This is a genomic window from Chryseobacterium sp. PET-29 (assembly GCF_025736815.1).
In the GTDB taxonomy this organism is placed as follows: domain Bacteria; phylum Bacteroidota; class Bacteroidia; order Flavobacteriales; family Weeksellaceae; genus Chryseobacterium; species Chryseobacterium nepalense.
This window is the reverse complement of sequence record NZ_CP107053.1, coordinates 2351084-2376262: the sequence shown is the minus strand read 5'-3', so window position 1 is coordinate 2376262 and position 25179 is coordinate 2351084. Positions and strand designations below refer to the sequence as shown.

Here is a 25179-nt window from a genome sequence, read left to right as displayed (position 1 = left end):
GAAAATTGCTCAAAAATAATGCCTGAGAAAGAAGGTGTGACAAAATTGACGGTGTAGAATAATCTTGTCATATGCGAAGAGAAGATAATGAAGAATTGATTACTTTTGACAGCAATAAAGAATACGCATGATGAAAAAAAATAACTTTAAATAATACAGAACTATGAAAACAATTTTAAAAATTCTGGGTGTCATAATCCTTCTAATTGTTGTGTATGTAGTAATTGCCATGATTGCTTTCGGCAGCAATTATCATTACGAAAAATCGATGGTTATCAAAGCTCCGAAAGAAAAAGTATGGCAGCAGGTAAGCTCGATGCAGGCATTTAATCAATGGAATCCGTGGATGAAACTGGATCCGAATATGAAAATTACTTATTCTGGAAATTCCGGTGAAGTTGGTGATAAATACTGTTGGGACAGTAAAAATGATGAAGCCGGAGCGGGCTGTCAGGAACTTAAAGAGGTTGTCCCGGGCCAAAAGCAAAAAACAGAAATGATTTTTAAAAGGCCGTTTGACGGACAGGCTACTTCTGAAATTACAATTTCTCCTGAAGGAAACGATACAAATGTAACCTGGACTATGGATACGGAGCAGGAAACATGGATGAAAATCATGAGGCCGATGATGGATTACCAGATGGGAAAGTCTTATGAAGAAGGATTAAACAATCTCAAAAAATTAGTTGAAAAATAAAACGAAGCTCTGCAAATTTCTGCAGGGCTTTTTTCTTACTATTCTTTTGATTGATTGAATTATAATTGTTATCTTAAGGGGAATGAATATTATTTAAAAAAATATTATCTTTATATAAAGATTCGATGTATGGAGAAGATAGTGTTTGAGAAAAATAACATAAGAGATTATGTAAAAACCGTAATTGCCGAGAAAATAGAAAAGCTTAAAAACTTTATTGAATTCACTCAGGAAGCAAGCCGCGATATAAAAAAAACTCCCAAATATGACAGCATGCGCGAGGAAATGCAGGAAGAAATTTACCAGATGCAGCGACAGTTGGGAGCTCTAAATGATTTGAGAAGGAATATGGCCAAAGTACTGAATAATTCTACGGAAAGAGTGCAGCTCGGTTCTCTGGTGATTACGAATAAAGCCAGGTTTTATATTTCAGTTTCGCTTGGGGAGTTCTTTTTTGAAGGCGATCGGTTCTACGCCATTTCCTCAGAAAGCCCGATGGCAAAGAAAATGATGGGCATGAAATCAGGCGACGAGTTCACGTTGAATAAAATCCATCAGAAAATTATTGAAGTTTTATGATAGTAAGAAGTGAGAAGTGAGAAGTGAAAAGTGAAACGTATTTTTGCTAAGCTTCTTACTTCTTACTGCTCACTTCTCACTGTTAACATCTCACTTCTGTGTCTTTTTTGTAATTTTGCACTATGAATAAAGCAGAAGTTTTAAAAGAAATCATAGGACAAAGAAGAAGCGTTTTTCCAAAAGACTATACCGATACGGAAGTTTCACAGGAAATCATTGATGAAATACTCCATTCAGCAACATTAGCGCCCAATCATAAGCGTACAAAACCTTGGCGTTTTAAGGTTTTTAAAGGGGAAGAAAAAGCAAAACTGGCCTCGGAAATGCAGGCAATCTATAAAGCTACGCAACCGGAACAACTTTTTTTAGAAAAAAAATACAATGACATAGGTTTTAAAATTAATAAAGCAGATGCCGTTGTTTCTATTGTTGTTAATTTCAGTGCAATGGTTCCGGAATGGGAGGAAATTGCCGCCGTTTCAATGGCGGTTCAGAATATGTACCTTACCTGTACAGCTCATCAGATTGGATGCTACTGGAGCTCCCCGAAATTAGTAGATCATTTACAAGAATCCCTAACTATTGAAGAAAACCAGAAATGTCTGGGCCTATTTTATTTGGGTAACCTGCAAGAATAGCCCTGATCGAGCGGCATGTCTGAGCTCTTTTCTGTTTTCGGGCGGCTTTGCCGCCCCGAAAACAGAAAAAGCGAGTAGCGAGAGCAGGTTCCCGGCTCCTGAAAATAAACTGAATTGACAAAACTTTTTATTTGTGTCTTTTTACTTCAAACTTTTTTATTATCTTTGCACTCTTAAAATATTTAACTGGGACGAGTTCCCTTAAAATTCAAACATTATGTCAGTAAAAATCAGATTACAAAGACACGGATCTAAAGGAAGACCTTTTTTCCACATCGTGGTTGCAGATTCAAGAGCTAGAAGAGATGGTAAATTCATCGAGAAGTTAGGAACTTACAACCCAATTACTAACCCTGCAACAATCGATTTAAATGTTGATTCTGCTGTAAAGTGGTTAAACAACGGTGCTCAGCCAACTGATACTGCGAGAGCTATCCTTTCTTACAAAGGTGCTCTTTACAAAAAACACTTACAAGGTGGTGTTGCTAAAGGAGCTTTTGATGAAGCTGAAGCTGAAAAAAGATTCAATGCTTGGGTAGAAGCTAAGGAAGCTAAAGTACAAGGTAAAGTAGAAGGTTTGGCTACAGCTAAATCTGATGCCAAAAAAGCTGCTCTAGACGCTGAAGCTAAAGTAAACGAAGCGAGAATCGCTGCTGCTGCACAGGCTGAAGCTGATGCCAAAGCTGCTGAAGAGGCTGCAAATGCACCTGCTGAAGAAACTACAGAAGGAGAAGCTGCTGCTGAATCTACAGAAGAAAACACTGAAGCGTAAGAAAGCCCTGTATGCGTAAAGAAGATTGCTATTTATTAGGAAAAATCACACGCAGACACGGACTTGCGGGAAATGTTATCCTTAAACTGGATACCGACCAGCCCGAGCTTTACAATAAATTGGAATCAATATTCGTTGAAATCAACGGATTATTGGTTCCTTTTTTTATTGAAAAATCATCCCGGAGCAAATCTGATGCGCTGAATATTTTATTTAAAAATTCTACGGAAGCGCTGGTAGATCAGTCTTTAGGTAAGAATGTTTATTTACCGCTTTCCACCTTACCTAAACTTTCGGGGAAAAAATTTTACTATCATGAGATCATCGGGTATAATATTCTGGATGAAAATGATAACGACTGCGGCGTAATACGATCTGTAAATGATCAGACTGCACAAACCTACTTTATTACAAATCTCGACGGCAAAGAAGTGGTAATTCCTATCATCAAAGACTGGATTATTGAAGTAAACAGAGAAGAAAAATTCATTAAAATGCAGCTTCCTGAAGGACTTATCGATGTTTTTCTGGTTCCTTCCAAAAAAGATGAATAAATCTTAAAAATTCAGTTTTAAGCATTCACTTATCCACAAGTTACTTATTCAAATTACTTTTGTTCAAACACTGCGGGCAATAAATAATCCTGTATCATTTTATCAGCCTGCGAATGGGCGTAAGGTTGTCCATAGGCACTTGCCGTAATTACAATCACTAATGGCTGGTCTTTAAAAACAAGGATATAGTTTCCACCATTTCCTGCGCAATAGTATGCTTCGTATAATTTGCCTTTTGATTGGTAGCTTTTATTCCAGAATAGATAACCGTAATACTCGTTATCCCTACCGGTTATTTGTTTTTGTTTTGTAAAAGTTCTGTTGATCCATTTTTGGGAAAGAATCTGTTTTTTGTTCCAAATCCCGCCATTTTTATAAAGCTGACCATACTTTGCGAAATCCAATGCGTTCATTTTAATTCCACCTGCTGTGTTTGGAATATTTTGCGGGGTATATTGCCATTCATAATGATTGATTCCAAGAGGTTTAAACAACTTTTCATCGGCATAATTCTTTAGACCCTTAGGCGTAGATTGATCAAGAATGTCTCCTAAAACAACCACTCCGGCAGTGAAATAGTGCCATTGATGATTAAGTTTTTCCTGAAAAGGCAAATCCAGCGCAAATTTTACCCAATCTGAAGTGGGGTACATATTCTCTTCGTTTCCGGGACTGTTACTATCTTCATCATTTCCATCCAATCCGGAACTCATTGTCAAAAGGTCTTTAATGGTAATCTGCTCTTTGGCTGTACTGAAATTTGCAAATTGATGAAGCGGATAAAAAGTTTTAAGCGGTTGTAATTCATTTTTGATATAACCCTCGGAAATTGCTTGCCCCATCAAAGTTGAAGTCAATGATTTCCCGACAGAGCGGGGGTCGTGAAGCGTTTCTCTGGTTTCGCCATTGAAATATTCCTCAATTAATATCCCTCCGTTTTTTATCACAACAATACTGTTTATCTTTTTAAATATTCCTTCATTTATTGACCCTTTCAGTAATTTTATTTTTTCTGTATTGTATTTTTCCTTAGAAACAAAAAATCCATTGTAAGGAACTATTTTATTTAAAGTAATTGTTGAAATATCAATTTTTGGATTTCTTGCCACGTTCAGTTTCAGACTTCCCGCGGCAATTATTTCGCCTGTTTTTATAGTTTCGGTTTTTACGTAAGGTCGGATTTCCATTTTCAGAGTATGACTGCCATCCGAAAGCGCCTGATTTCCGCCATTATGAAGAAAACGATTCCAAAAAGATTCGCTCCAGGAACCCTGACCGGTCAAATTATCGATAAAAGGTCGGTTTAACGAAGTAGCCTTATCCTGAATTTCAGGTTGTGGAGCTCCCGGCATTAGATTACTTTTATAAATTTCTTTTCCGTCCACAAACAATGTAAACTGATAATTTCCGCTTTTGAATAATGAATCTAAAGGAATTTCAGGTGCCAGAAAATGCTTATAATTGGTCAGAGAATTATCAAAATAAGCAACAAAAAAAAGATTGCTCTTGTTGGTAAGCGTGTAGAAATCTAAAAAATCTTTCTGCTGTAAAATATGGTCTCCGATTCTCTTATCTGTAAAAAATATTTTCCCGGTATTATTTTTCTGTAATTCTGTTTTTATATCTTCCGTTTCGACAATATTTACTTTTTGACCAAAAGAAAACATTTGAAATATTATCGATAACAATAAAGTCAGATACAATTTATATTGTTTTGAGAATGTAGACATGAATATCTTTTTTATCTGACAAAATTAGACTTTCCCTTTTGTAGAAAATAGAATGAAATTAACATTGCTATTTCTTCAGAATATTTCTATACTTTAAAGGTGTAATACCTATATTTTCTTTAAAACACCTGATAAAATGACTTTGGTCGGAAAAGCCGCATTCCAGTGCAACTTCCGATAAAGACTCAAATTCATTCAGGATTTTCAAAGAATTTTCCACTTTTAATTTCCTGAGATATTCTCCTAAGGTACAATGGAAATATTTCTTAAAATCCCTGCTCAGATGGATCGGGTGAATGTTTACTATTTTTGCAAGGTCTGATAAATTCAATTTTTCCATAAAAGTTTCATGAAGAATCTCGTCGATTTGTTTTACCCACAAAGGATTTTTTTCTCTACTGGTTTTCAGGCCGGCTATTTCGTGAAAAATATCAAGCAGGATTTGATCTGTCGATATTTCAAAAGAATTATCAATGCTTTTTGTTTCTTTGAAAATACGGTACATCAATAGCTTTACTGCCGGATTTTTAATATTAAAGCTTCCTTGTGTTTTATCTTTTGAAAGCTGAAATTTTTCAAACCAATCTTCCGAAATTTCAATATGAAAACCCCTTGTAAACACATCAGGTTTTGTATTGTAGTGTGAGTCCTGCCAGTGATGATAAAGCAGTGTTCCGGCTGCACAGTCATATATTTCTTTTTTATTGCCTTCGGTCATATTTCCCTGCAGCAAAAAGGTGAAATAAGGGTTTTCGTGATAATGCCAGTCTACGAAGGCGTGCGTATATTCCGTATCTGTAATCGTTAATCCCCCGAAGCGCAAAGTTTCAGTGGTTTGTCCGAAAAACTCACCGTTGCGAAGATTTTTCATAGCGTAATTATGTGTTTTAAATCTTCAATCTGCAGATATATTTTATTGAAGAACTTTTTCCTGTCCCGATTACCGGAGGTATTCAGCGATTTTGAGTTTTTGATCTGGTGCTCAAAATAATTCTGTGTTTCTTTACAGGTTTTGTCATCATTAATCAATATATATCCGAACATATTGGTGGGAATGGCAAAAAGAGACTGTTGGGGATGATGGAAAAAAATGTCATTGGAGAGATGCATCAGTTCATTTTCATATAAATGGAATTTCGGATTGTTCTCGGTTTTCTGTTCGATATATTCTATTAATTCTTTTAGTTCCTGCAGGATAATTCCTGCTTCATTCCTTTTCAGAAGTCCGGTTTCGCAATAATAAACAATTTGCTGCAAAACGCTGGAAACAGTCATATCATTCCATAATTCAATTACATTCTGCTCTTCATATATTTTTCGCAATTCTTTAGTATTCCATTCAAAATCTGGAGGAGAGAAGTCTAAAAAAGGAATAAAAACCTGTTTGGCATTTAAAAGATTCATCCAGACATACACCTTAAAACGGGAGAGCAGTGTATCGGAAAGCGTGTAAAAGAAAGGAATGTCTTTCGCGGAATAATAAATGGTCATCTCATGGCTAAGCGGAAGATTTTCAAAAACTTTCAGGTTGTTTCTGAAAAAAGACTCCAGATCCTCTGTTTGGGTTACGGCTGAGGTTTTTCTTGCGATAATCTGATGATCGGAAACCTGAAACTGATCTAAAGAAATCTGGAAATATTTGGCCAGCTCCACTGCTTCCTCAAAACTGAATTTTGCCTTCAGGGAGGTTCTCCGGTGTGCGGCATCGTAGCTGATATTTAGAATATTCGCAATCTCATCATTTAAAGATTTGTTTCCGATTTTTGTACGGATCTGCCTGAGTAAAAGTTCCTGATGCATGCTTTGCGATTTTCACAAATGTAGAGATTTATTTTAATTTTTTTCCGCATTTATTCTATTGCTTTTCATTAATAATTTTGAAGTATAATTTTAAAATTCAACAAATTATTATGAAAACATTACCTTATATTTTAATCGCTTTACGGTTTGTTCTTGCACCTGTCATTTTTTGTTTATCTTATTTCATGGGTGAAAAATCCCGGTTTTTAATTTTGATATTGATGTATTTCGGATTATTAACGGATATTTTCGATGGAATAATCGCCCGGAAAACAGGAGTTTCTTCTGAAAGACTAAGGAGAATGGACAGTCAGACCGATATGATTTTCTGGCTTTCTTTAGGATTTGCTGTTTATTTTTTAAATCCTGATTTAATAAAAGATGAATGGATTGGCGTCATTATAATTCTGGGAATGGAAGCTTTATGTTATATCGTAAGCTGGTTGAAATTCGGAAAAGAAACATGTACCCACGCCTTTTTGTCAAAAATGTGGGGGCTTAGTCTGCTTACTGCATTTACTTATCTTATTGGATTTCAACAGGCGGGATGGGCATTTTACCTGACGGTTGTTCTCGGATTTGTAGCACATATTGATGTGATTCTCATTATTCTCATTCTCCCGAAATGGCAATATGACGTCCCAAGCTCTTTCCATGCCTGGAAAATCAGAAAAGGAAAACATACAAAGAAAACAGTTTTATTTAATTAAATCTAATCATATGAAAACGCTGAAAGCAAAATTCACTATCGTTTTACTTTTTCTTACATCCGGAATATATGTAAATGGACAGTTTAAAACAATTCAGGACAGTCTGGATTATGAATTACATTATAAAAAATATTATGACTGTAAATATGAACCGGGATATGTTTTAATTGTTCAAAAGAAGGGGAAAATTATTGATCCGGCAAAAAGCTGGAAGCCCTCAAAAGAAGGGTTTGCCATGAGAATGGAAGCAATTTATGATCTGGAATTCCGGGACGGAAAAAGATACAGATCGGGTGTTATTAAAAATATTACAAAAGATTCTCTCACCATTTCTTCTACGATGAATGAAAATTGTGCAAAATATGAGGGAATAAAATATGAGCTTTTTACCTATTCTGTAAAAGATATAATGACAGCAAGATTTATAAACGACAGATCATTGGGAATTTTCAGCAGAAAGAAAATAAATGACGATTATGAAGTCTTTGCTATGACAGTTGATAAGGCAAAGCTTTGTCCCGCAGTATTGACTTTCCCGAAACGGAATAATGAAGTAAAGGTCTGTCATTATTATTTAACGGAACAGGGTTATGACCTACTTTACGAAACAAATGGTTTTTTAGATTATATGCAATACCCAATTTACCAACAATAAATATCAAAATTAAACGAATAGAACTATTTATGTCTTAAAACGTTTTTTGTACCTTTGCACTCATTAATTTTTACATAAAAAATTGAATCAACAAATGAAAAAGCAGACAATTAAGGAAATCCTTGAGGATTACAAGAAAGTATTACATCATGACATTACGGTTTACGGATGGGTAAGAACATTCCGTGCCAATCGTTTCATTGCACTTAATGATGGTTCTACGATTAATAATTTGCAGATTGTTGTTGATTTTGAAAATTTTGATGAGGAGATCATCTCTAAAATCAGTACAGCAGCTTCCCTTAAAATTGTAGGTGAAGTGGTGGAAAGCCAGGGAGCAGGACAGGCTGTGGAAATCCTTGCGAAGAAAATTACAATTCTGGGAGACAACTTTACGGAAGAAAGAGACAAAACCATTCTTCAGCCTAAAAAGCATTCCCTGGAGACATTAAGAGAGCAGGCTCATTTAAGATTCAGAACCAATTTATTCGGAGCGGTTTTCAGAGTACGTCACGCGGTGAGTTTTGCCATCCATTCTTTCTTTAACCAGAATCAGTTCTTTTACATCAACACACCTGTCATTACGGGAGCGGATGCAGAAGGAGCAGGAGAAATGTTTGGTGTTACCAACTTCGATTTAAACAATATTCCTAGAGACGAACAGGGAGATATTGATTTTGCACAGGATTTCTTCGGAAAAAAAACCAACTTAACGGTTTCGGGACAGCTTGAAGGAGAAACGGCGGCAATGGGATTGGGAAGAATTTATACATTCGGTCCTACGTTCCGTGCGGAAAATTCAAACACAACAAGACACCTTGCGGAATTCTGGATGATTGAGCCGGAGGTTGCTTTCAATAATCTTGAAGATAACATCGATCTTGCAGAAGATTTCCTGAAATATGTAATCCAATATGTTTTGGATAACTGTAAAGACGATCTTGATTTCTTAGACAAGCGTTTTGCGGAAGAGCAAAAATCAAAACCGGAGAAAGAAAGAGCGAAAGAAGGTCTTATCGAAAAACTTGAAAATGTGGTTTCAAAACGTTTCAAGAGAGTTTCTTATACGGAAGCGATTGAAATCTTATTAAATTCTAAAGAAAATAAAAAAGGAAAATTCCAGTATCCTGTTGAAAATTGGGGAACCGATCTTCAGTCTGAACACGAGAGATACCTGGTGGAAAAACATTTTGAAAGTCCGGTAGTTTTATTTGATTATCCGAAAGAGATCAAAGCATTTTACATGAAGCTTAATGAAGACGGTAAAACCGTTGCGGCAATGGACGTTCTTTTCCCTGGAATCGGCGAAATTATCGGTGGTTCAGAAAGAGAAGCACGACTGGATATTTTAAAGCAGAAAATGACAGATATGCATGTTGATGAGCATGAGCTTTGGTGGTATCTGGATACAAGAAAATTCGGTTCTGTTCCGCATGCCGGGTTTGGTTTAGGATTGGAAAGATTAGTTCTTTTCGTAACGGGAATGACGAATATCAGAGATGTAATTCCTTTCCCAAGAACACCTAAGAATGCAGAATTCTAAAAAATATTCTTAAAATACTGAAATCCTTCCGAACAAAACGGAAGGATTTTTTATTAACTTTACTAAAATTTTGGAAATGAGCACGATTACAATACATACGGATAATGAAAACCAGATTAATCTGCTAAAGGCACTTTTAAAGGAATTAAAAATTAATTTCGAGATTGAAAAAGAAGAAAAACTTACACAATGGCAGAAAAAACGTTTGATTGAAGGTATTGAGCAGGCAGACCGGGGAGAGTTTGCTACAGATGAAGAAGTTAAAGAAATTTTGAATCAATGTTTCAAATAAGGTGGACCAGAAAAGCTTTGTTTTCTTTTGCTGATACTTTAAATTATTGGAATTTTCATAACTCTTCTCAGAAATATTCCAGAAAATTACGAATCGAGGTTGAAAAGAAAGAAAAACTTATTTCCAAAAATCCAAACATCGGCACCTTATCAGAAATTGAAGGAATACGATATGTACTGATTGATAAAAATTTTTCTATCTATTACAGAGTAGTTGAAAATACTGTTGAAATTCTTGCTTTTTGGGATAACAGAAGAAATCCTGATAAATTGGAAATATAAATAATGAAAAAGCCCTGACAAACATTGTTCAGGGCTTTTCTGTTTATTTTAAATAGCTTATTATGGTCTTGATAATGCAAAAATCGTGCTAAAATTTATTTTTATCAAAATATTTTCCTAAATTCGTGGAATATGTTATGTTAAATACTATCTGGTACTATGCTTAAACAACACTTACAACTCAAATTAGGGCAGAAGTTGGCCCCTCAGCAAATCCAGCTGATGAAACTGATCCAGCTTCATACCCTTGAATTTGAAGAAGAACTTGAAAGAGAATTAGAAGAAAATCCTGCCTTGGAAATTGTGAAAGAAGAATCTAAAGAGGATGATTTCTCCTCTCTGGAAGAATCTTATGAAAGTGAGGGTACGGAAAGCATTGAAACGGATTTTGATGTAGACCAATATCTTTATGACGACGAACCAAGCTATAAAACCGCTTCCAGCAACTATTCTCCGGACGACGAAGAATTTGATAACGAAAGCCTTTTAACGGAAGGACAATCGCTTTACGATTATCTTCTGGAGCAGATTCATCTGGTAAATATCAGTGAAGAAGACGAAAAAATTGCAGAATATCTTATCGGAAATCTTGATACAGACGGATACCTGAGAAGAGAAATCAAGTCGATTGTCGATGATCTTGCTTTTTCTCAGGGAATTTATACTACTAAAGAAAAGGTGGAAGATATTCTTGAAAACTATATCCAAAAGCTGGATCCGCCGGGTGTGGGCGCAAGAGGACTTCAGGAATGCCTGCTTTTACAGATCGAAAAGAAAGTAAGCTCCGATAAAGCGGTTTCTCTCGCAGCCAATATTCTGAGATATCAGTTTGATGCGCTTACCAACAAACATTATAATAAGATCATTCAAAAATATGATATTGAGGAAGAAGATCTGAGAGATGCATTGGATGAAATTTCAAAATTATCCCCGAAAGTAGGAGGTAACTTTGATACGCAAACAATTACCATCAATCAGGAAATCATTCCGGATTTTGTGATACAGGTAAAAGACGGGCAGGTAGTTCCCATGCTGAACAGTAAGAATGCACCGACTTTAAGGGTTTCTGAAGAATATAAAGATATTTTAACTACGTATTCTCATGATAAGAATTCTTCAGAACATAAACAGGCGGCTTTATTCATCAAACAAAAACTAGATGCCGCCAAATGGTATATTGATGCTATTAATCAGCGACAGAATACTTTGTTGCAAACGATTACGGCAATCGTAAAATTCCAGAAAGATTATTTCATCACCGGCGATGAAAAGTCATTGAGACCAATGATCCTGAAAGATGTAGCTGATATCACCGGATTTGATATTTCAACGATTTCAAGAGTGGTTAAAAGTAAATATGCCGATACGCCCAACGGAATTGTATATCTAAAAGACCTCTTTTCAGATAGCCTTACCAATGACGATGGAGAGGAAGTTTCTACAAAGGAAATTAAAACCCATCTTCAGGAAGTTATCAGCAAAGAAAATAAAAGGAAACCCCTTACCGATGATGCACTGGTAATGATCCTGAAAGAACAGGGCTATAATATTGCCAGAAGAACAATCGCCAAGTACCGCGAGCAGCTCAATATTCCGGTAGCGAGATTAAGAAAAGAACTTTAAATAAAAAAAGCACTTCAAACGAAGTGCTTTTTTATGTTTAGTAATTTAGATTAAACTTCCTGCGAATCAATTTCCCGGAGCTGTTTAAGATTTTTATCCAGCTTACTCATGATAATGCCGTACACCAGTCTGTAATAAAGCCAGATCAGCAGTACTGAAAATGCAGTTGTTACAATGATTCCTATAATAAATATGGTCATTTCAGAACTTTTAGGCTCAACATTTTGTGCATTTAAAGAGTAAAATATGAAAATAGTAAAGATTGAGGTGAAAGCTACCAGTAAAAGTATACTGATGAGGATAAATGCATTAACTGTTTTTTTGAAAGTGAGAATTCTTGTAATCAATCCTTTCAGATTTTCCTCAATTCTGATTTTACGGTAATTCTGATAAAATTTGAAAACAAAATATGCAGTTACCATAACACTTGATATTTTCAATATCCAATAAATACTTTCAAAACTGTTTTCAATTTCTGGTGTTTTTTGGGCGCCCAGTTTTTCCAGGATATTGAGAAAGCCGTTATCTTCTTCATTCTGAAAGAAATAGAATATTCCCATTACGGAAAACAGTAAAAATTCTGCTACGCTGATCCAGAAGATATATTTCACGTAATTCCGCGATTTCCTGTTAAGCATCTGAAGGATTTCATTGTCATCGTATTTTTTTTGAACAGGTTGTTCCTGCCACGTCTTCTTAAAGCTGTCTAAATCAAATTCAGGCATATTTTTCCATCTTTTCTTTAAGGGTTTTCTTTAATCTGTTCATTTTCACACGCGCATTAACTTCAGTAATTCCGAGGTTTTCTGCAATATCCTTATAAGGCAAATCATCCAGATACATCATTACAATCGCTCTTTCCACATTGGGAAGCGTTTTTATTACAGTATACAAAAGTGATACCTGTTGTTGCTTTTCATCATCATCTTCGATAAAATCGGCGAGATTGATGTCCAGTTCATTCGTAGGTAGGCTTTTGGCTTTTTTTCTGAAAAGGGTAATAGCTGTATTGAGGGCAACACGATACATCCATGTAGAAATTTTAGAATTTCCTTTAAATGAGTCATAACTTCTCCATAATTGTAACACAATTTCCTGAAAAAGATCTTCCTCATCCTCTAAAGAATTGGTATAAAGCCGCGAAACTTTGATAATCAGCCCCTGATTATCCTTAATAAGCTGCGCAAATTCTTTCTCTTTTGAGGCCAATGCAGATGTATAATTTTAGTGGTACGAAGATATGATATAATTTGAGAATTTGAAAATTTAAGTAATTTGAAAATGAATGAATAACATCAAACCAAAATCATTTTCTTGCAGATTAAAAATTTTCAAATTATCACATTGTCAAATTTTCAAATTATCTATCTTTGCAGCCACGAGAAAATCGGCTTGTTGATTTCCCGTTTCGGGAGGTAGGAAAGTCCGGACACCATAGGGCAGCAAAGCGGATAACATCCGTCACCCGCGAGGGTAGGACAAGTGCAACAGAAAGGATGTACAGTTCGGCTGTAGTGAAATCAGGTAAACTCTTTGTGGTGCAATGATAAGTATATCGGTTCTTTTCAGCAATGAAAATAGGAGTTGCCCGCTCTGAAAGCCGAGGGGTAATCAGCTAAAGTTTTGCAGCAATGTAAAACGCAGATAAATAACAGGCACTTCTTCGGAAGTACAGAATCCGGCTTACAGATTTTCTCGTGGTTTTTAAGCTGAAGGTTAGAAGCCTGAAGCTCGAAGTTTAAAATTATTGTTAAAACTTCCATCTTCATGCTCCCATCTTCTATCCAAATTTATTTTTCACTTTCCAGTTGTTTTTTAGCTTCTTCTAATCCGGCTTTATCTTCTTCAGAAAGCTTAGGATATTTAAGATTCATTTTCTCCAGCGCATCAATAATAATCTGAATGGCTGCGACTCTTGCAAACCATTTATCATCTGCCGGAAGTACAAACCATGGCGCACCGTCTTTGGAGGTTTCATTAATAGCTTCCTCATAGCATTCCATATATTTTTCGAAGACAGCTCTTTCGGGAAGATCAGCTGCTGAGAATTTCCAGTTTTTTTCCTGTTCATTGATCCGGTCGAGGAATCTTTTTTTCTGTTCATCCTTGGAGACGTGCAAAAATATTTTTACGATAGTTGTTCCGTTTCCGGTCAAATGCTTTTCAAAGTTTCTGATACTTTCGTAGCGATTTTCCCAAAATTTATCATCAAAATCTTTTACGGATTTCCAGGTTTTTTCGTTCAGATTATATTCAGGGTGAACTTTACATACAAGTACGCTCTCATAATGCGACCGGTTGAAGATACCAATCATTCCCTTTTGTGGTAAAGCCAGGTAATGCCTCCATAAAAAATCATGTGCATATTCTCTAGAACTCGGTGTTTTAAAGCTGGTTACATTACAGCCCTGCGGATTTACCCCTCCGAAAACATGTTCTATCATGCTGTCTTTTCCTGCGGCATCCATTGCCTGAAGCACTACCAGAAGAGATTTGCTACCGTCTGAATATAATCTTTCCTGAAGCTCACGAAGCTTTTCTTTTTCCTGAATCAGTAATTGCTCACCTTCTTCTTTGGTGAGTTTCCCTTTGTATTGTGTTGAAGCTTTTTTAATAGAAAACTTTCCTTTTACTAAAAAATCATCTGAGAAATTGATGTCCATATTTTTATTCGTTATTAAAGATAAAAGATAAAAGATAAAAGATAAAAGATAAAAGATTAACATTAAACATTAAACATTAAACATTAAACTCATATCTAAACTTTAGCCAAACCTTATATAAATATAATAAAAAAACCGCCTCACTGAGACGGTTCTTCTATTCTTTGAGTAGAGCTTACTTTGCAGCAGCAGCTTTTTTAGCTTGTTTTGCAGCTTTTTTCTCTTCTTTAGCTTTAGCTTTCAATTCAGCAGGAGTTAAAGGTTTTGGATCCGGAGCGTTCGGATCAACGTTTCCTTTGATGTAGATTACGCTTCTGCTGTTTGCAGGATCATTGGAAAATACTTCAATCATTTTGTTGAACCCACCGTTGATGGCAGTATTATACCCAACTTTGATTTTAGCAGATTTTCCCGGCATGATAGGATCCTGGCTGAATTCAGGGGTTGTACATCCACAAGATGCTTTTACATTTGAAAGAATAAGAGGCTTGTCACCTGTATTGGTTACTGTAAAAAATCTTGTACCGTCTGAACTTGGTTTGATTGTACCGTAATCAAAAGTTGTTTTATCAAACGTGATCGTTTGTGCAGATGCCAATGCGAATGTTCCGAATAAAGCAATTCCTGCGATTAATTTTTTCATATTCTTGAATATTAAATATGTTGTTAGATAAATTTTGAGAAACAAAGTTAAAAATTATTTTAATTCATACTTAAAATTTTTTTTCTTTAGACTATTTTTGCAAATTGTAAATTAAAGTAATAGAATTTATGCAGATTTCAGAAAAGTACAATCCACAGGAAACAGAACAAAAGTGGTACAATTACTGGTTGGAAAATAAATATTTCCATTCAGAACCGAATGAAAAGCCGCCTTACACTGTTGTGATCCCTCCTCCAAACGTGACGGGGATTTTGCACATGGGGCATATGCTGAACAATACCATTCAGGATGTTCTGGTCCGCCGTGCAAGAATGCAGGGGTTCAATGCCTGTTGGGTTCCGGGAACAGATCATGCTTCCATTGCTACGGAAGCGAAGGTGGTTGCTAAACTGAAGTCTGAAGGAGTCAATAAATCCGAGATTACAAGAGAAGAGTTTTTAAAACACGCCTGGGAATGGACTGATAAATACGGGGGGACAATCCTTGAACAGCTTAAGAAATTGGGATGTTCTTGCGATTGGGACAGAACGCGGTTCACCATGGAACCGAAACTTTCTCAGCAGGTTATTAAATCTTTTGTTGATTTATATAATAAAGGCCTCATCTATCGTGGTTACAGAATGGTAAACTGGGACCCGGAAGCAAAAACCAATATTTCCGACGAAGAAGTAATTTTTAAAGAACAAAACGGAAAATTATATTTCCTGAAATATGCCATAGAGGGATCAGAAGAATTTCTTTCCGTTGCAACCACACGTCCTGAAACTATTTTCGGGGATACTGCGGTTTGTATCAATCCTAATGATGAAAGATATGCTCATTTAAAAGGTAAAAAAGTAATTGTTCCGATTGTAAACAGAGTAATTCCGATTATTGAAGATGAGTATGTAGATATCGAATTCGGAACAGGAGCTTTAAAAATTACACCTGCTCACGATGTTAATGACTATGAGCTTGGGCAAAAGCACAATCTTCAAATGATTGATGCGCTGGATGATGACGGAAATCTTAATGATTATGGGTTACATTACGCCGGAAAAAACAGATTTGAGGTAAGAAAGCAGATTGCGAAAGAATTAGAAGAAAAAGATCTTTTGCTGAAAGCTGAAGATTACGTAAATAAGGTAGGAACGTCTGAAAGAACAGGTGCGGTTATCGAGCCTAAAGTTTCTGTGCAATGGTTTCTGAAGATGTCTGAAATTGCAAAACCGGCTTTGGATGTGGTGATGGATGATGAGGTTAAATTTTATCCTGAAAAGTTTAAAAATACCTACAAACACTGGATGGAAAACATCCGCGACTGGAATATTTCCCGACAGCTTTGGTGGGGACAGCAGATTCCGGCTTATTATTACGGCGATGGCGAAAATGACTTCGTAGTTGCAGAGACTATCGAAGAAGCTTTGGCTTTAGCTAAAGAAAAAACTCAAAACGCAGAACTCGAGATCCAAAACCTAAAACAGGATGAAGATGCTCTTGATACTTGGTTCTCATCATGGTTGTGGCCGATGTCGGTTTTCGATGGATTGCTGGATCCTGAAAATAAGGACATCAATTATTATTATCCTACTTCAGATTTGGTAACAGGTCCTGATATTATTTTCTTCTGGGTGGCCAGAATGATCATGGCCGGATTGGAATACAGAAAAGAAGTTCCGTTTAAAAATGTTTATTTCACAGGAATTGTAAGAGATAAGCAGAGACGAAAGATGTCTAAATCTTTAGGAAATTCACCGGATCCGCTGGAACTCATGGACAAATACGGAGCAGACGGAGTTCGTGTAGGAATTTTATTGAGTTCAGCAGCCGGAAATGATCTTCTTTTTGATGAAGATTTAATGCTTCAGGGAAGAAATTTTATGACGAAAATCTGGAATGCCTTCCGTCTGATCAATATGTGGAATCATGAGAATAAACCGGCCAACTCAACAGAAACTCAGACCATCGAGTGGTTTGAAAATAAATTAAATAAAACCATCGCTGAAATTAATGATCAATTTGAAAAATTCAGAATTTCTGATGCTTTACATTTGATTTATAAACTGATCTGGGACGATTTCTGCGGCTGGTATCTTGAAGCAATTAAACCGAATTACGGAGAAGGAATTTCAAAAGAAGTTTATAGCCAGACCATTCATTTCTTTGAAGAATTAATGAAATTACTGCATCCGTTTATGCCTTTCTTAACTGAAGAATTATGGCAAACCATTTCAGAAAGAAGTATTGAAGATGCATTAATTGTTGCTCAACAGAAAAAAGCAGGGTCATTTAATGAAGATATTATTAAAAACTTCGAAATGGCATCTGAAATTATTTCCGGAGTAAGAAATTACCGCCAGACAAAAGGCATCTCACCAAGAGAAACAGCGGAAATTTATACCAATGCTTCAGAATTTGCAAACGAAGCCGTTATTAAGAAATTAGCCAATGTTTCAGAGATTCATTTCGGAACAAAAACAGATAAGCCGAGTTTCACATTCCTGGTTGGTGCAACGGAAATTTCAATTCCTTTAAGTGAAAACTTAGATTTAGGAGAAGAAAAAGCAAAAACAGAAGAAGAATTGAAATATCTGAAAGGATTCCTGATTTCTGTAGATAAAAAGCTTTCCAACGAAAAGTTTGTAGCCAATGCAAAACCGGAAGTCGTAGAAGTTGAGCGCAAAAAACAAAAAGATGCACTCGATAAGATTGCAATTTTAGAAGAAAAGCTGAAAAGTTTATAATAAAAGGTTTAGGTTAAGGTTGAGTCTCAAGCTTAGCCTGAACCTTAATCTTAGCCTAAATATAACAATGACACACGTAGAAAACATAAAAAAGTTATTTTCCAAAAACTTTGTGGAAAGTCCATTGCTGGAAAGCTTTGAAGTTGGAAAAATATACCTTTCAAGCGGTCATCTTGTTGCTTGTGATCCTTTGATTACAAACGATATGAAATCCTTCACAACAGTATTTCCGAAAGGAGATTTTTCCGTTTTGCTGCATAAGGAAAGAGAAAGCAATTGCGTAGCATATGCCGAAATCATTTTCAGTCAGGAAGCTATTACCGAATGGAATCTCGCTACCACAGAAGGCCAGAATATGAAAGATCTGTCGGAAGGTGAAGTTTTCGGTTATCCTGTAGAAAGCGGTATGGGATGCTTTATGGATGCTGATACACAGACTGGGCTCAACGAGCTGGAACAAAGGTTGTATCACAGTAAAGGTGCAGACTTTATGGGAATTTACGAAGAGTTTTTCCATGAATATTTCTTTGATGAAAAAGGAGCAATCGATCAGTTTGCATTTTTAAAACCTAAGGAAGATCATCCTGGAACTATTTTTGCCTTTGAAACAGGATATGGTGAAGGATTTTATGCCAGCTATATTGCTTACGATAAAAACCGGATGCCTGTAAAAATCGTAACTGAATTTATAGAAATTAGTTGAGATTTTAATTAATAAATATTCAGTATTACCAACACAACTATTAATGTATTAAATGCAATGAATTTTTCATCAGATCATCCTCAGATAATTGTTGTAGGCAGCTCTTCTATAGATCTTGTACTGGAAACCGAAAAAGTTCCGGGAAAAAACGAAACCGTTATTGCTACTCATTCTGAAAGCTTTTTTGGCGGAAAAGGCGCCAATCAGGCTGTTGGAACGGCAAGGCTTGGCGCAAGCGTGTATTTTGTTGGTTGTGTAGGGCAGGATCCCGTTGGACAACAGATCATGAGAAATATGATCAGTGAAAATGTAAATGTAGATTTCGTTTTTGAGACCGATCAGGATGCAAGCGGAACAGCTTATGTTACAGCGTCCCATGGAAATTCTGCTATTGTTGTGGTACCTGCTGCCAATAATTATTTAAATACGAAACATGTAGAATCTGCAGACCGGTATTTTCAGACAGCGGATCTAATCCTTCTTCAGCTTGAAATTTCTATGGATGTTGTGGAGTTTACCGTCAGTAAAGCTAAAAAATACGGCAAAAAAGTAGGATTATACGCCTCTCCGGCTCAAAGACTTTCTGAAGAATTGGTTGAAAACCTTGATTTTATTATCGTCAAAAGTAATGAATTACATATTCTTTTCGGAGAAGAACAGAGAGAAGAAATCCTAAAAAAATATTTCAATAAAGTTTTTGTAAGAGATGATATCAACTCTACCGTTTATTTCGATGGAACAGAGATGAAATACTGCAGGAATGAGAAAGATAGTACAATTTACAAAATGGGAATGGGAGACGCCTTTACTGTAGGATTTTCTATTGCATTATGTCATAATAATGATATTGAAGATTGTGTAAAATTCGGAAATGAAGTTTCTGCAAGGGTTTCTACGCAAAAAGGTTCACAAACCGGACTTCCCAGATTGTCAGATTTCGTTTTATAAAACTATTTGGAACATATCGAAAGTTATAAAAACAACAGCTGAATCCAAACTAAAATTTCCACTTTTATAGTGGATTTTTCTTTTACCTATGGAGAAGTTACTTATTACAACACAGGACCAGGCTATTATTACGGCTCATTTATTTTTACCGGTGCATAGTAATCGCAAGCTATTGGTTATTAATTCCGCAACTGGAGTGAAACAGCAGGTATACTTTTCTTTTGCCCGCTATCTCGCTGAAAACGGATTCACCGTAATTGCATATGATTACCGTGGAATTGGTCTTTCAAAACCCCGAAATATAAAGAATTTTAAGGCTTCGATGCGAATCTGGGGATCCGAGGATTTTAAAGCAATCACTGAATATATAAAGCTTAATTTTAAAGATTATAAAAAATATTGTCTTGGGCATTCTGTGGGAGCATTAATTTTAGGAATGAATAAAAATTCGGATATTTTTGAGGAATTTGTTTTTGTCGGAACGCAAAATGCTTTTGTTGGAAATTTAAAATTCAGGACAAAAATTGAAGCCTATTTAGGATTCGGGATTGTGCAGCCATTAACAACAGCTTTATTAGGATATTTCCCGGCACAATGGTTTGGATTGGGAGAAAGTCTTCCGAAAAATTGCGCATATGACTGGAGAACCTTAATTTTAAACAGGAAATCGACCAATAGATTATTGGAGAAAACTGATGACTATTCTAAAACGTTAACACAAAAAGTATTGGTAATCAGGGCTCAAGATGATGTGTGGCTCACTGAAAAAGGCGTGAGAAGCCTTCTGAATGATACCTATCCTAATCTGAAGCCTACCTACAGACTGTTAAAAACTTCAGAGTCTGACAAAGGTGAAATAGGACACGTTAACTTTTTCAGAAGTTATAACAGCAAACTCTGGAATATTATTTTAAATGAATTGATATAATGAATAAACTGATTGAAAACACGGTAGAATTTGTAAAAGAGAAACTGAAAGGCGCTGAAGCCGGCCACGATTGGTATCATATTGAAAGAGTCTGGAAACTTTCAAAAAAAATTGCTGAAACGGAAGACTGCGATCTGGAAGTTGTTGAGCTGGCAGCGCTGCTTCATGATATTGCCGATCCTAAATTTCATGACGGTGATGAGACCGTGGCTCTAAAAGTTTCACGTGAATTTCTGGAAAATCAGCAGACATCAGAAAATGTTATTGAGAAAGTTTTGTTTATTATTAAAAATATTTCATTTAAAAACCGGGCAGAAGCTCCTGAAAATCTCCCTGTTGAACTCAAAATTGTGCAGGATGCAGACAGAATTGACGCCATAGGAGCCATAGGAGTTGCCAGAACCTTTAATTTCGGAGGCTTTAAAAACAATCTGATGTATGATCCGGAAATCAAACCTAAGCTGAACATGTCGAAAGATGAATATAAAAAATCCAACGGTACCACCATCAATCATTTCTATGAAAAATTATTACTGCTGAAAGATCTTATGAATACCCGGAAAGGAAAAGAAATTGCAGCAGAAAGACATCGCTTCATGCTGCAATTTCTTGATCAGTTTTATAAAGAGTGGAATGTCAGCTGATATTCTTCTGAAAGCCTTTTAAATTAAGTATCTTTGCAACATGGTATTTATTGTTCTGGCGATTTTCTGGACTTTGGTGATTTCTCTTTTTTTGTCTAAAATTAAAAGAGGAAAGGGAGCCGAATGGGCAAAACTTTTTCGTATAGTTACCATCGTTTTTTCTATTTCCATTTTTACTTACTGGTTTATAAAAAAAAGTGCGGTAGGAATTGTGGAAGATTCTGTTGCTCTGCAGGTCATTAATAAACTTCCTCAACCCCTGGATTTTTATGTTATAACGCTTAATGATACCGAAGTAGGTAAAGTAATTGATACTAAGCACATCGGAAATATCCGTCCGGAATATTACCGTATAGAATACCTTAAAATGGATAATTCCGATGAATACTGGATTGCCGGATATCTGGGCAAAAAAAATCTTGTATATTTTTCTCAGCATGCATTACCTAATAAAAATATGGATCAGATTATTGAGATCCGGAATTATATCAACCAAAGTTTTAAACTTTCGGATCTAGCCAAAAAGCAGGTGGAAGAGTACAATTACGAGAATATTAAAATTGGAATCTGGATAACACTTGATTTTCTGCTGCTTTTTCTCAATCTAATCTTATTGATCAAAAACAGAAAATAAAATTCCGGCTTGCGAAGCAAGCCGGAATTTTTATCTTTAAGATGATATGAAACAATCACGGATAATCTAAAATCATCATTATTCTCTCCTTAAATTCTTCCGGGCAGTTTTTTATAATTTTATCTTTATTATGTTTACTGATCTGTTTTGGCTCTACCCATTCAGTATTATCAGAGCTTAAACTATTGCTGTCGTACACTCTTTTAATTTTGTCGTCTTCATAAAAGATGTATTCATCTCCCAACCAGTTTGTTGAAATACTTATTTTACAAATTTCATTTTCCATATTGGTTTTTTTTAATTGTCATTTTTTTTCTAATTTAACAATTATTACAATACGAAAAATATTTTGCAAGTATTTCTTTTACAGGGGATAACAGGTGAATTATTTTTCTTAAAACAGTGAATTTTAATTAACTTTATTACACTGAATAGTGAATAAAATTAAAATTTATCAATCCTTAAAACAAGGTTCCGGTACTTTCAGTTGCCATTTTAGGGATGTGAAAGTCTGTTTTCCACTCCTCATTCATTTTTTTTATCAAATAAGCAGATAGAAGAGGAGAAGCTTTTTCGATATTCTGGTGCACAAAAAAGTAAAGATTCTGCAGGCCTTCTTTCTTCCATTTTGTAAGATGATCCAGCCAGTCATCAAGACGTTCATAATCGCTTTCTGCATTAGCACCAACGTAGCGGATGAAAGCTGTAGGTGTTGTAAGCCGCATGTGAAGCATATCGCGTCTTCCGGCAGTGTCTACAATAATATTGGTGATATTGTGCTCTTCAAAAAGCTCACAGGTTGTATCCAGGATTTCTTCGTTGGTAAACCACTCTGTATTTCTTAATTCAATGGCTAGCGGTACTTCTTTAGGCCAGTCTTTCACGAATTTTTCCAGTCTGTCATAATCTTTAGGCTTAAAATTATCATGAAGCTGAAGAAACACCATCCCTAATTTTTCATCAAACTGCATCACTGAGGTTGCAAATTGGGTAACAGGTTCTGTCACATCTATCAATCTTCTGAAGTGTGAAACAGTATTGGTAATTTTAGGGAAGAATTTAAAGTCTTTGGGGGTTTTTTCTTTCCAGGTGTGTACCTGCTCCGGAGTAGGCATCCCATAAAATGTGGCGTTCAGCTCAATAGAGTTGAACTGGGTTGAATAATAGGTAAGTTCATCTTTGGTACCTTTCGGATAAAATCCTTTCAGGTCGGTTTTATTCCATTTTGCACATCCTATGGAAATGTTTTCCAGGCCTTTTTTGTTATGGCTTAAAATTTTCTTTGTTTTGGGATGATCTTTAGGTAATGTAAAATCTATTTTTGAAGGATCTTCTACTTGTCCGAATTTCATATCTGAATTTTTAGTGATTATCTCTTTAACAAATATAAAAGAAAAAAGCACGCCGTAAAAGCGTGCTGAAGTGAATATGTAATGTTTATTATTTGAGAGTCTTATGCTTCACAAGCGGTGCAGGTAACAAAGTTTACCATCATTTCTTTAGAAACAGAAGAACTTCTTTGATAATAAAGAGTTTTTACTCCTTTTTTCCAGGCTTCAATGTATAAATAGTTAACATCTTTCACCGGCATTGTAGAAGGTATCTGAAGATTCAGGGACTGTGCCTGATCAATATATTGCTGTCTTTGGGCTGCCTGAGAAATAATCTCCATCGGAGAGATTTCTTTAAATGTTTTAAATACTGCCTTCTCCTCATCGGTCAGCTCCTTCAAATGCTGTACAGAACCATGATTTAACATAATAGTTCTCCAAGTTTCCTCATTATCAAGACCTTTTTCAGCTAATAATTTGGCAAGGTATTTATTTTTACGCATAAAGTTTCCTTTCGCCAGACCCGCTTTAAAATAGTTGGATGCAAACGGCTCGATTCCCGGAGAAGTCTGTCCGAGGATCGCAGAACTTGAAGTCGTAGGCGCAATGGCCATTGTCGTGGTATTTCTTAACCCATAACCTTTCAGTAATTCAGGTTCTCCATAGATGTTTGCCAGTTCTCTCGAAGCCTGCTCTGCCTGTTCCTTAATTCTTCTGAATGCTCTTGCATTGAACTGCGTTGCTTCAAAGCTTTCAAAAGGAATCATATTTTTCTGAAGATAAGAGTGATAACCTAAAACACCTAATCCCAACGCTCTGTGTCTCATGGCAAAATTTCTTGCTCCCTGAAGATAATAGTTCCCTTCCGTTTTGTCAATGAATTCAGATAAAACAGCATCTAAGAAATAGATAGCCAGCTTTACCGCATCAGTGTCTTTCCACTCATCGTACAATTCAAGGTTCATGGAAGATAAACAGCAGATGAAAGACTCTTCCATGGTTGAAGGAAGCATGATTTCCGAACAAAGGTTACTGGCGTTTACTGTTAATCCTAAGTCTTTATATACTTGCGGTTTATTTCTGTTCACGTTGTCGGTAAAGAAAATATAAGGAAGTCCTTTTTGCTGACGGCTTTCCAATACTCTTGCCCATACTTTACGCTTTTCCATATCACCGTCGATCATGTCCTGCATCCAGTAATCCGGCACACAGATTCCTGTAAACAGGTTCTGGATAGGACTTCCGATATCTTTAATCGATAAAAATTCTTCAATATCTCCGTGATCAACATCCAGATAAGCTGCAAAAGCACCTCTTCTCACTCCGCCCTGAGATACCACATCCATCGCCGTGTCAAAAAGCTTCATGAAAGAAACGGCTCCTGAAGATTTTCCGTTATCGGTTACTGCCGTTCCTCTGTTACGCAGTTCCCCGAAATATCCTGATGTTCCGCCACCGATTTTGGTCTGCATGATGACTTCACCCATTTTGTGGGTGATTCCTTCAATGCTGTCCGGAATGTGAACGTTAAAGCAGGAAATAGGAAGACCTCTCTGGGTTCCCATATTGGCCCATACCGGTGAAGAAAAACTGATCCATCCTTTGGTGATCATTTCTTTAAATGCAGGTTGAAGCTCCGGCTTATACAGTCTCTTTGCTGCCGCCGTGGTAATTCTGTCGATAGCACCTTCTACTGTTTCCCCTTTCAGCAAATAGCCTCTGTTGAGCATCTGCTCGGACTCTTCATTGAGCCACCATATATTTGTACTTTGTTCTTCCATTTTTTTATATTGTAAAATGCCAATGCATTGTTTATTTTTAGGAGCATAAAATTTTGTCCTTCTTTCATTGGTGTACCTGCTTTCGCTACTCGCTTTTTTCTCTTTCAAAGAAAAAGAGCTCAGACATGCCGCTCAATCAGGGCTAAGATAAGTCTTTGTCTTTTTGTCAATCCAAAAATTAATATCTTTTGTGTACCATGAAAGTTTTCGACTCCAAACCTAACGGGTTTTACTTACAACAGTTCAATTGTTGTCATTTTAAAGAAGAGGAATCTCAGATTTTGAG

General features: G+C 36.1%; 27 protein-coding genes and 1 other RNA gene. 18 read left to right on the top strand and 10 right to left on the bottom strand.

Annotation, left to right across the window (positions count from 1 at the left end):
- Nucleotides 1-163 precede the first annotated feature (163 nt).
- The 5 genes from ODE14_RS10525 to rimM all read left to right on the top strand — a co-directional run bounded on the left by ODE14_RS10525 (nt 164) and on the right by rimM (nt 3240).
- Nucleotides 164-697: an SRPBCC family protein gene (locus tag ODE14_RS10525; RefSeq protein WP_248391258.1), complete on the top strand. Its 534-nt coding sequence runs from the start codon at nt 164-166 to the stop codon at nt 695-697.
- A 129-nt stretch (nt 698-826) separates the two neighbouring features.
- Complete coding sequence (locus ODE14_RS10520) at nt 827-1276, top strand: hypothetical protein (protein ID WP_248391259.1); 450 nt, start codon at nt 827-829, stop codon at nt 1274-1276.
- Between the two features lie 122 nt (nt 1277-1398).
- Nucleotides 1399-1914: a nitroreductase gene (locus ODE14_RS10515; protein WP_263601423.1), complete on the top strand. Its 516-nt coding sequence runs from the start codon at nt 1399-1401 to the stop codon at nt 1912-1914.
- A gap of 217 nt (nt 1915-2131) precedes the next feature.
- Nucleotides 2132-2686, top strand: a complete 555-nt coding sequence (locus ODE14_RS10510) for a 30S ribosomal protein S16 (protein WP_072885130.1) — start codon at nt 2132-2134, stop codon at nt 2684-2686.
- A gap of 11 nt (nt 2687-2697) precedes the next feature.
- Nucleotides 2698-3240: a ribosome maturation factor RimM gene (rimM, locus tag ODE14_RS10505; protein ID WP_263601422.1), complete on the top strand. Its 543-nt coding sequence runs from the start codon at nt 2698-2700 to the stop codon at nt 3238-3240.
- Between the two features lie 53 nt (nt 3241-3293).
- On the opposite strand, the gene ODE14_RS10500 is transcribed toward rimM, so the two are convergent.
- The 3 genes from ODE14_RS10500 to ODE14_RS10490 all read right to left on the bottom strand — a co-directional run bounded on the left by ODE14_RS10500 (nt 3294) and on the right by ODE14_RS10490 (nt 6770).
- Complete coding sequence (locus tag ODE14_RS10500) at nt 3294-4970, bottom strand: serine hydrolase domain-containing protein (RefSeq protein WP_263601421.1); 1677 nt, start codon at nt 4968-4970, stop codon at nt 3294-3296.
- A 67-nt stretch (nt 4971-5037) separates the two neighbouring features.
- On the bottom strand, nt 5038-5841 hold the full coding sequence (locus tag ODE14_RS10495) for a helix-turn-helix domain-containing protein (protein ID WP_263601420.1): 804 nt from the start codon (nt 5839-5841) through the stop codon (nt 5038-5040).
- Nucleotides 5838-6770: an XRE family transcriptional regulator gene (locus ODE14_RS10490; RefSeq protein WP_263601419.1), complete on the bottom strand. Its 933-nt coding sequence runs from the start codon at nt 6768-6770 to the stop codon at nt 5838-5840. Before ODE14_RS10490 ends, ODE14_RS10495 begins: the two co-directional genes overlap by 4 nt.
- Nucleotides 6771-6880: 110 nt before the next feature.
- Between ODE14_RS10490 and ODE14_RS10485 the strand changes: the two genes are divergently transcribed.
- The 6 genes from ODE14_RS10485 (at nt 6881) to rpoN (ending at nt 11874) form a co-directional block, all read left to right on the top strand.
- Nucleotides 6881-7480, top strand: a complete 600-nt coding sequence (locus ODE14_RS10485; RefSeq protein ID WP_263601418.1) for a CDP-alcohol phosphatidyltransferase family protein — start codon at nt 6881-6883, stop codon at nt 7478-7480.
- A 10-nt stretch (nt 7481-7490) separates the two neighbouring features.
- Nucleotides 7491-8135 (top strand): hypothetical protein, encoded by a 645-nt coding sequence (locus ODE14_RS10480; protein WP_263601417.1) that lies wholly within the window; start codon nt 7491-7493, stop codon nt 8133-8135.
- Nucleotides 8136-8229: 94 nt separating this feature from the next.
- Complete coding sequence (asnS, locus tag ODE14_RS10475; RefSeq protein WP_248391268.1) at nt 8230-9678, top strand: asparagine--tRNA ligase; 1449 nt, start codon at nt 8230-8232, stop codon at nt 9676-9678.
- A 76-nt stretch (nt 9679-9754) separates the two neighbouring features.
- Entirely contained in the window at nt 9755-9970 is a 216-nt protein-coding gene (locus ODE14_RS10470) for a DUF2683 family protein (RefSeq protein WP_263601416.1), read from the top strand.
- A complete protein-coding gene (locus ODE14_RS10465) occupies nt 9958-10251 on the top strand; it encodes a type II toxin-antitoxin system RelE/ParE family toxin (protein WP_263601415.1) in 294 nt (97 codons plus the stop codon). Before ODE14_RS10470 ends, ODE14_RS10465 begins: the two co-directional genes overlap by 13 nt.
- Nucleotides 10252-10410: 159 nt before the next feature.
- Nucleotides 10411-11874 (top strand): RNA polymerase factor sigma-54, encoded by a 1464-nt coding sequence (rpoN, locus tag ODE14_RS10460; protein WP_263601414.1) that lies wholly within the window; start codon nt 10411-10413, stop codon nt 11872-11874.
- Between the two features lie 50 nt (nt 11875-11924).
- Here the strand turns inward: rpoN and ODE14_RS10455 are convergent, their stop codons facing one another.
- Nucleotides 11925-12599 carry a beta-carotene 15,15'-monooxygenase gene (locus ODE14_RS10455; protein WP_248391272.1) on the bottom strand — a complete coding sequence of 225 codons (675 nt, stop codon included), beginning with the start codon at nt 12597-12599 and terminating at the stop codon, nt 11925-11927.
- A complete protein-coding gene (locus ODE14_RS10450; RefSeq protein ID WP_248391273.1) occupies nt 12592-13083 on the bottom strand; it encodes an RNA polymerase sigma factor in 492 nt (163 codons plus the stop codon). Before ODE14_RS10450 ends, ODE14_RS10455 begins: the two co-directional genes overlap by 8 nt.
- A 170-nt stretch (nt 13084-13253) precedes the next feature.
- Here ODE14_RS10450 and rnpB point away from each other — a divergent pair.
- An RNA gene (gene rnpB / locus ODE14_RS10445) (RNase P RNA component class A) lies at nt 13254-13576 on the top strand.
- Nucleotides 13577-13664: 88 nt separating this feature from the next.
- Here rnpB and ODE14_RS10440 read toward each other — a convergent pair.
- Nucleotides 13665-14537, bottom strand: coding sequence for a PPK2 family polyphosphate kinase (locus tag ODE14_RS10440; protein ID WP_248391276.1), 873 nt, complete (start codon nt 14535-14537; stop codon nt 13665-13667).
- Between the two features lie 175 nt (nt 14538-14712).
- Nucleotides 14713-15180: a DUF1573 domain-containing protein gene (locus ODE14_RS10435; protein ID WP_263601413.1), complete on the bottom strand. Its 468-nt coding sequence runs from the start codon at nt 15178-15180 to the stop codon at nt 14713-14715.
- A gap of 128 nt (nt 15181-15308) precedes the next feature.
- On the opposite strand from ODE14_RS10435, the gene ODE14_RS10430 reads away from it, so the two are divergent.
- The 6 genes from ODE14_RS10430 to ODE14_RS10405 all read left to right on the top strand — a co-directional run bounded on the left by ODE14_RS10430 (nt 15309) and on the right by ODE14_RS10405 (nt 21781).
- A complete protein-coding gene (locus ODE14_RS10430) occupies nt 15309-17924 on the top strand; it encodes a valine--tRNA ligase (RefSeq protein ID WP_263601412.1) in 2616 nt (871 codons plus the stop codon).
- Nucleotides 17925-17991: 67 nt separating this feature from the next.
- Nucleotides 17992-18627 carry a DUF4241 domain-containing protein gene (locus ODE14_RS10425; protein ID WP_263601411.1) on the top strand — a complete coding sequence of 212 codons (636 nt, stop codon included), beginning with the start codon at nt 17992-17994 and terminating at the stop codon, nt 18625-18627.
- 57 nt (nt 18628-18684) lie between these two features.
- The gene (locus ODE14_RS10420; protein ID WP_263601410.1) at nt 18685-19575 is read left to right on the top strand and encodes a ribokinase; all 891 of its coding nucleotides are present in this window, start codon (nt 18685-18687) and stop codon (nt 19573-19575) included.
- An 88-nt stretch (nt 19576-19663) separates the two neighbouring features.
- Nucleotides 19664-20503 (top strand): alpha/beta fold hydrolase, encoded by an 840-nt coding sequence (locus ODE14_RS10415; protein ID WP_263601409.1) that lies wholly within the window; start codon nt 19664-19666, stop codon nt 20501-20503.
- On the top strand, nt 20503-21147 hold the full coding sequence (locus ODE14_RS10410; protein ID WP_263601408.1) for an HD domain-containing protein: 645 nt from the start codon (nt 20503-20505) through the stop codon (nt 21145-21147). Before ODE14_RS10415 ends, ODE14_RS10410 begins: the two co-directional genes overlap by 1 nt.
- A 40-nt stretch (nt 21148-21187) precedes the next feature.
- Complete coding sequence (locus ODE14_RS10405; RefSeq protein WP_263601407.1) at nt 21188-21781, top strand: hypothetical protein; 594 nt, start codon at nt 21188-21190, stop codon at nt 21779-21781.
- A 55-nt stretch (nt 21782-21836) separates the two neighbouring features.
- Here ODE14_RS10405 and ODE14_RS10400 read toward each other — a convergent pair whose 3' ends face one another.
- From ODE14_RS10400 to ODE14_RS10390, 3 genes are all read right to left on the bottom strand, one after another.
- Nucleotides 21837-22067: a hypothetical protein gene (locus tag ODE14_RS10400; protein WP_248391297.1), complete on the bottom strand. Its 231-nt coding sequence runs from the start codon at nt 22065-22067 to the stop codon at nt 21837-21839.
- A 175-nt stretch (nt 22068-22242) separates the two neighbouring features.
- Nucleotides 22243-23133, bottom strand: coding sequence for a DUF72 domain-containing protein (locus ODE14_RS10395; RefSeq protein ID WP_248391299.1), 891 nt, complete (start codon nt 23131-23133; stop codon nt 22243-22245).
- A 101-nt stretch (nt 23134-23234) separates the two neighbouring features.
- Nucleotides 23235-24893 (bottom strand): ribonucleoside-diphosphate reductase subunit alpha, encoded by a 1659-nt coding sequence (locus ODE14_RS10390; RefSeq protein WP_072885148.1) that lies wholly within the window; start codon nt 24891-24893, stop codon nt 23235-23237.
- Between the last annotated feature and the right edge of the window lie 286 nt (nt 24894-25179).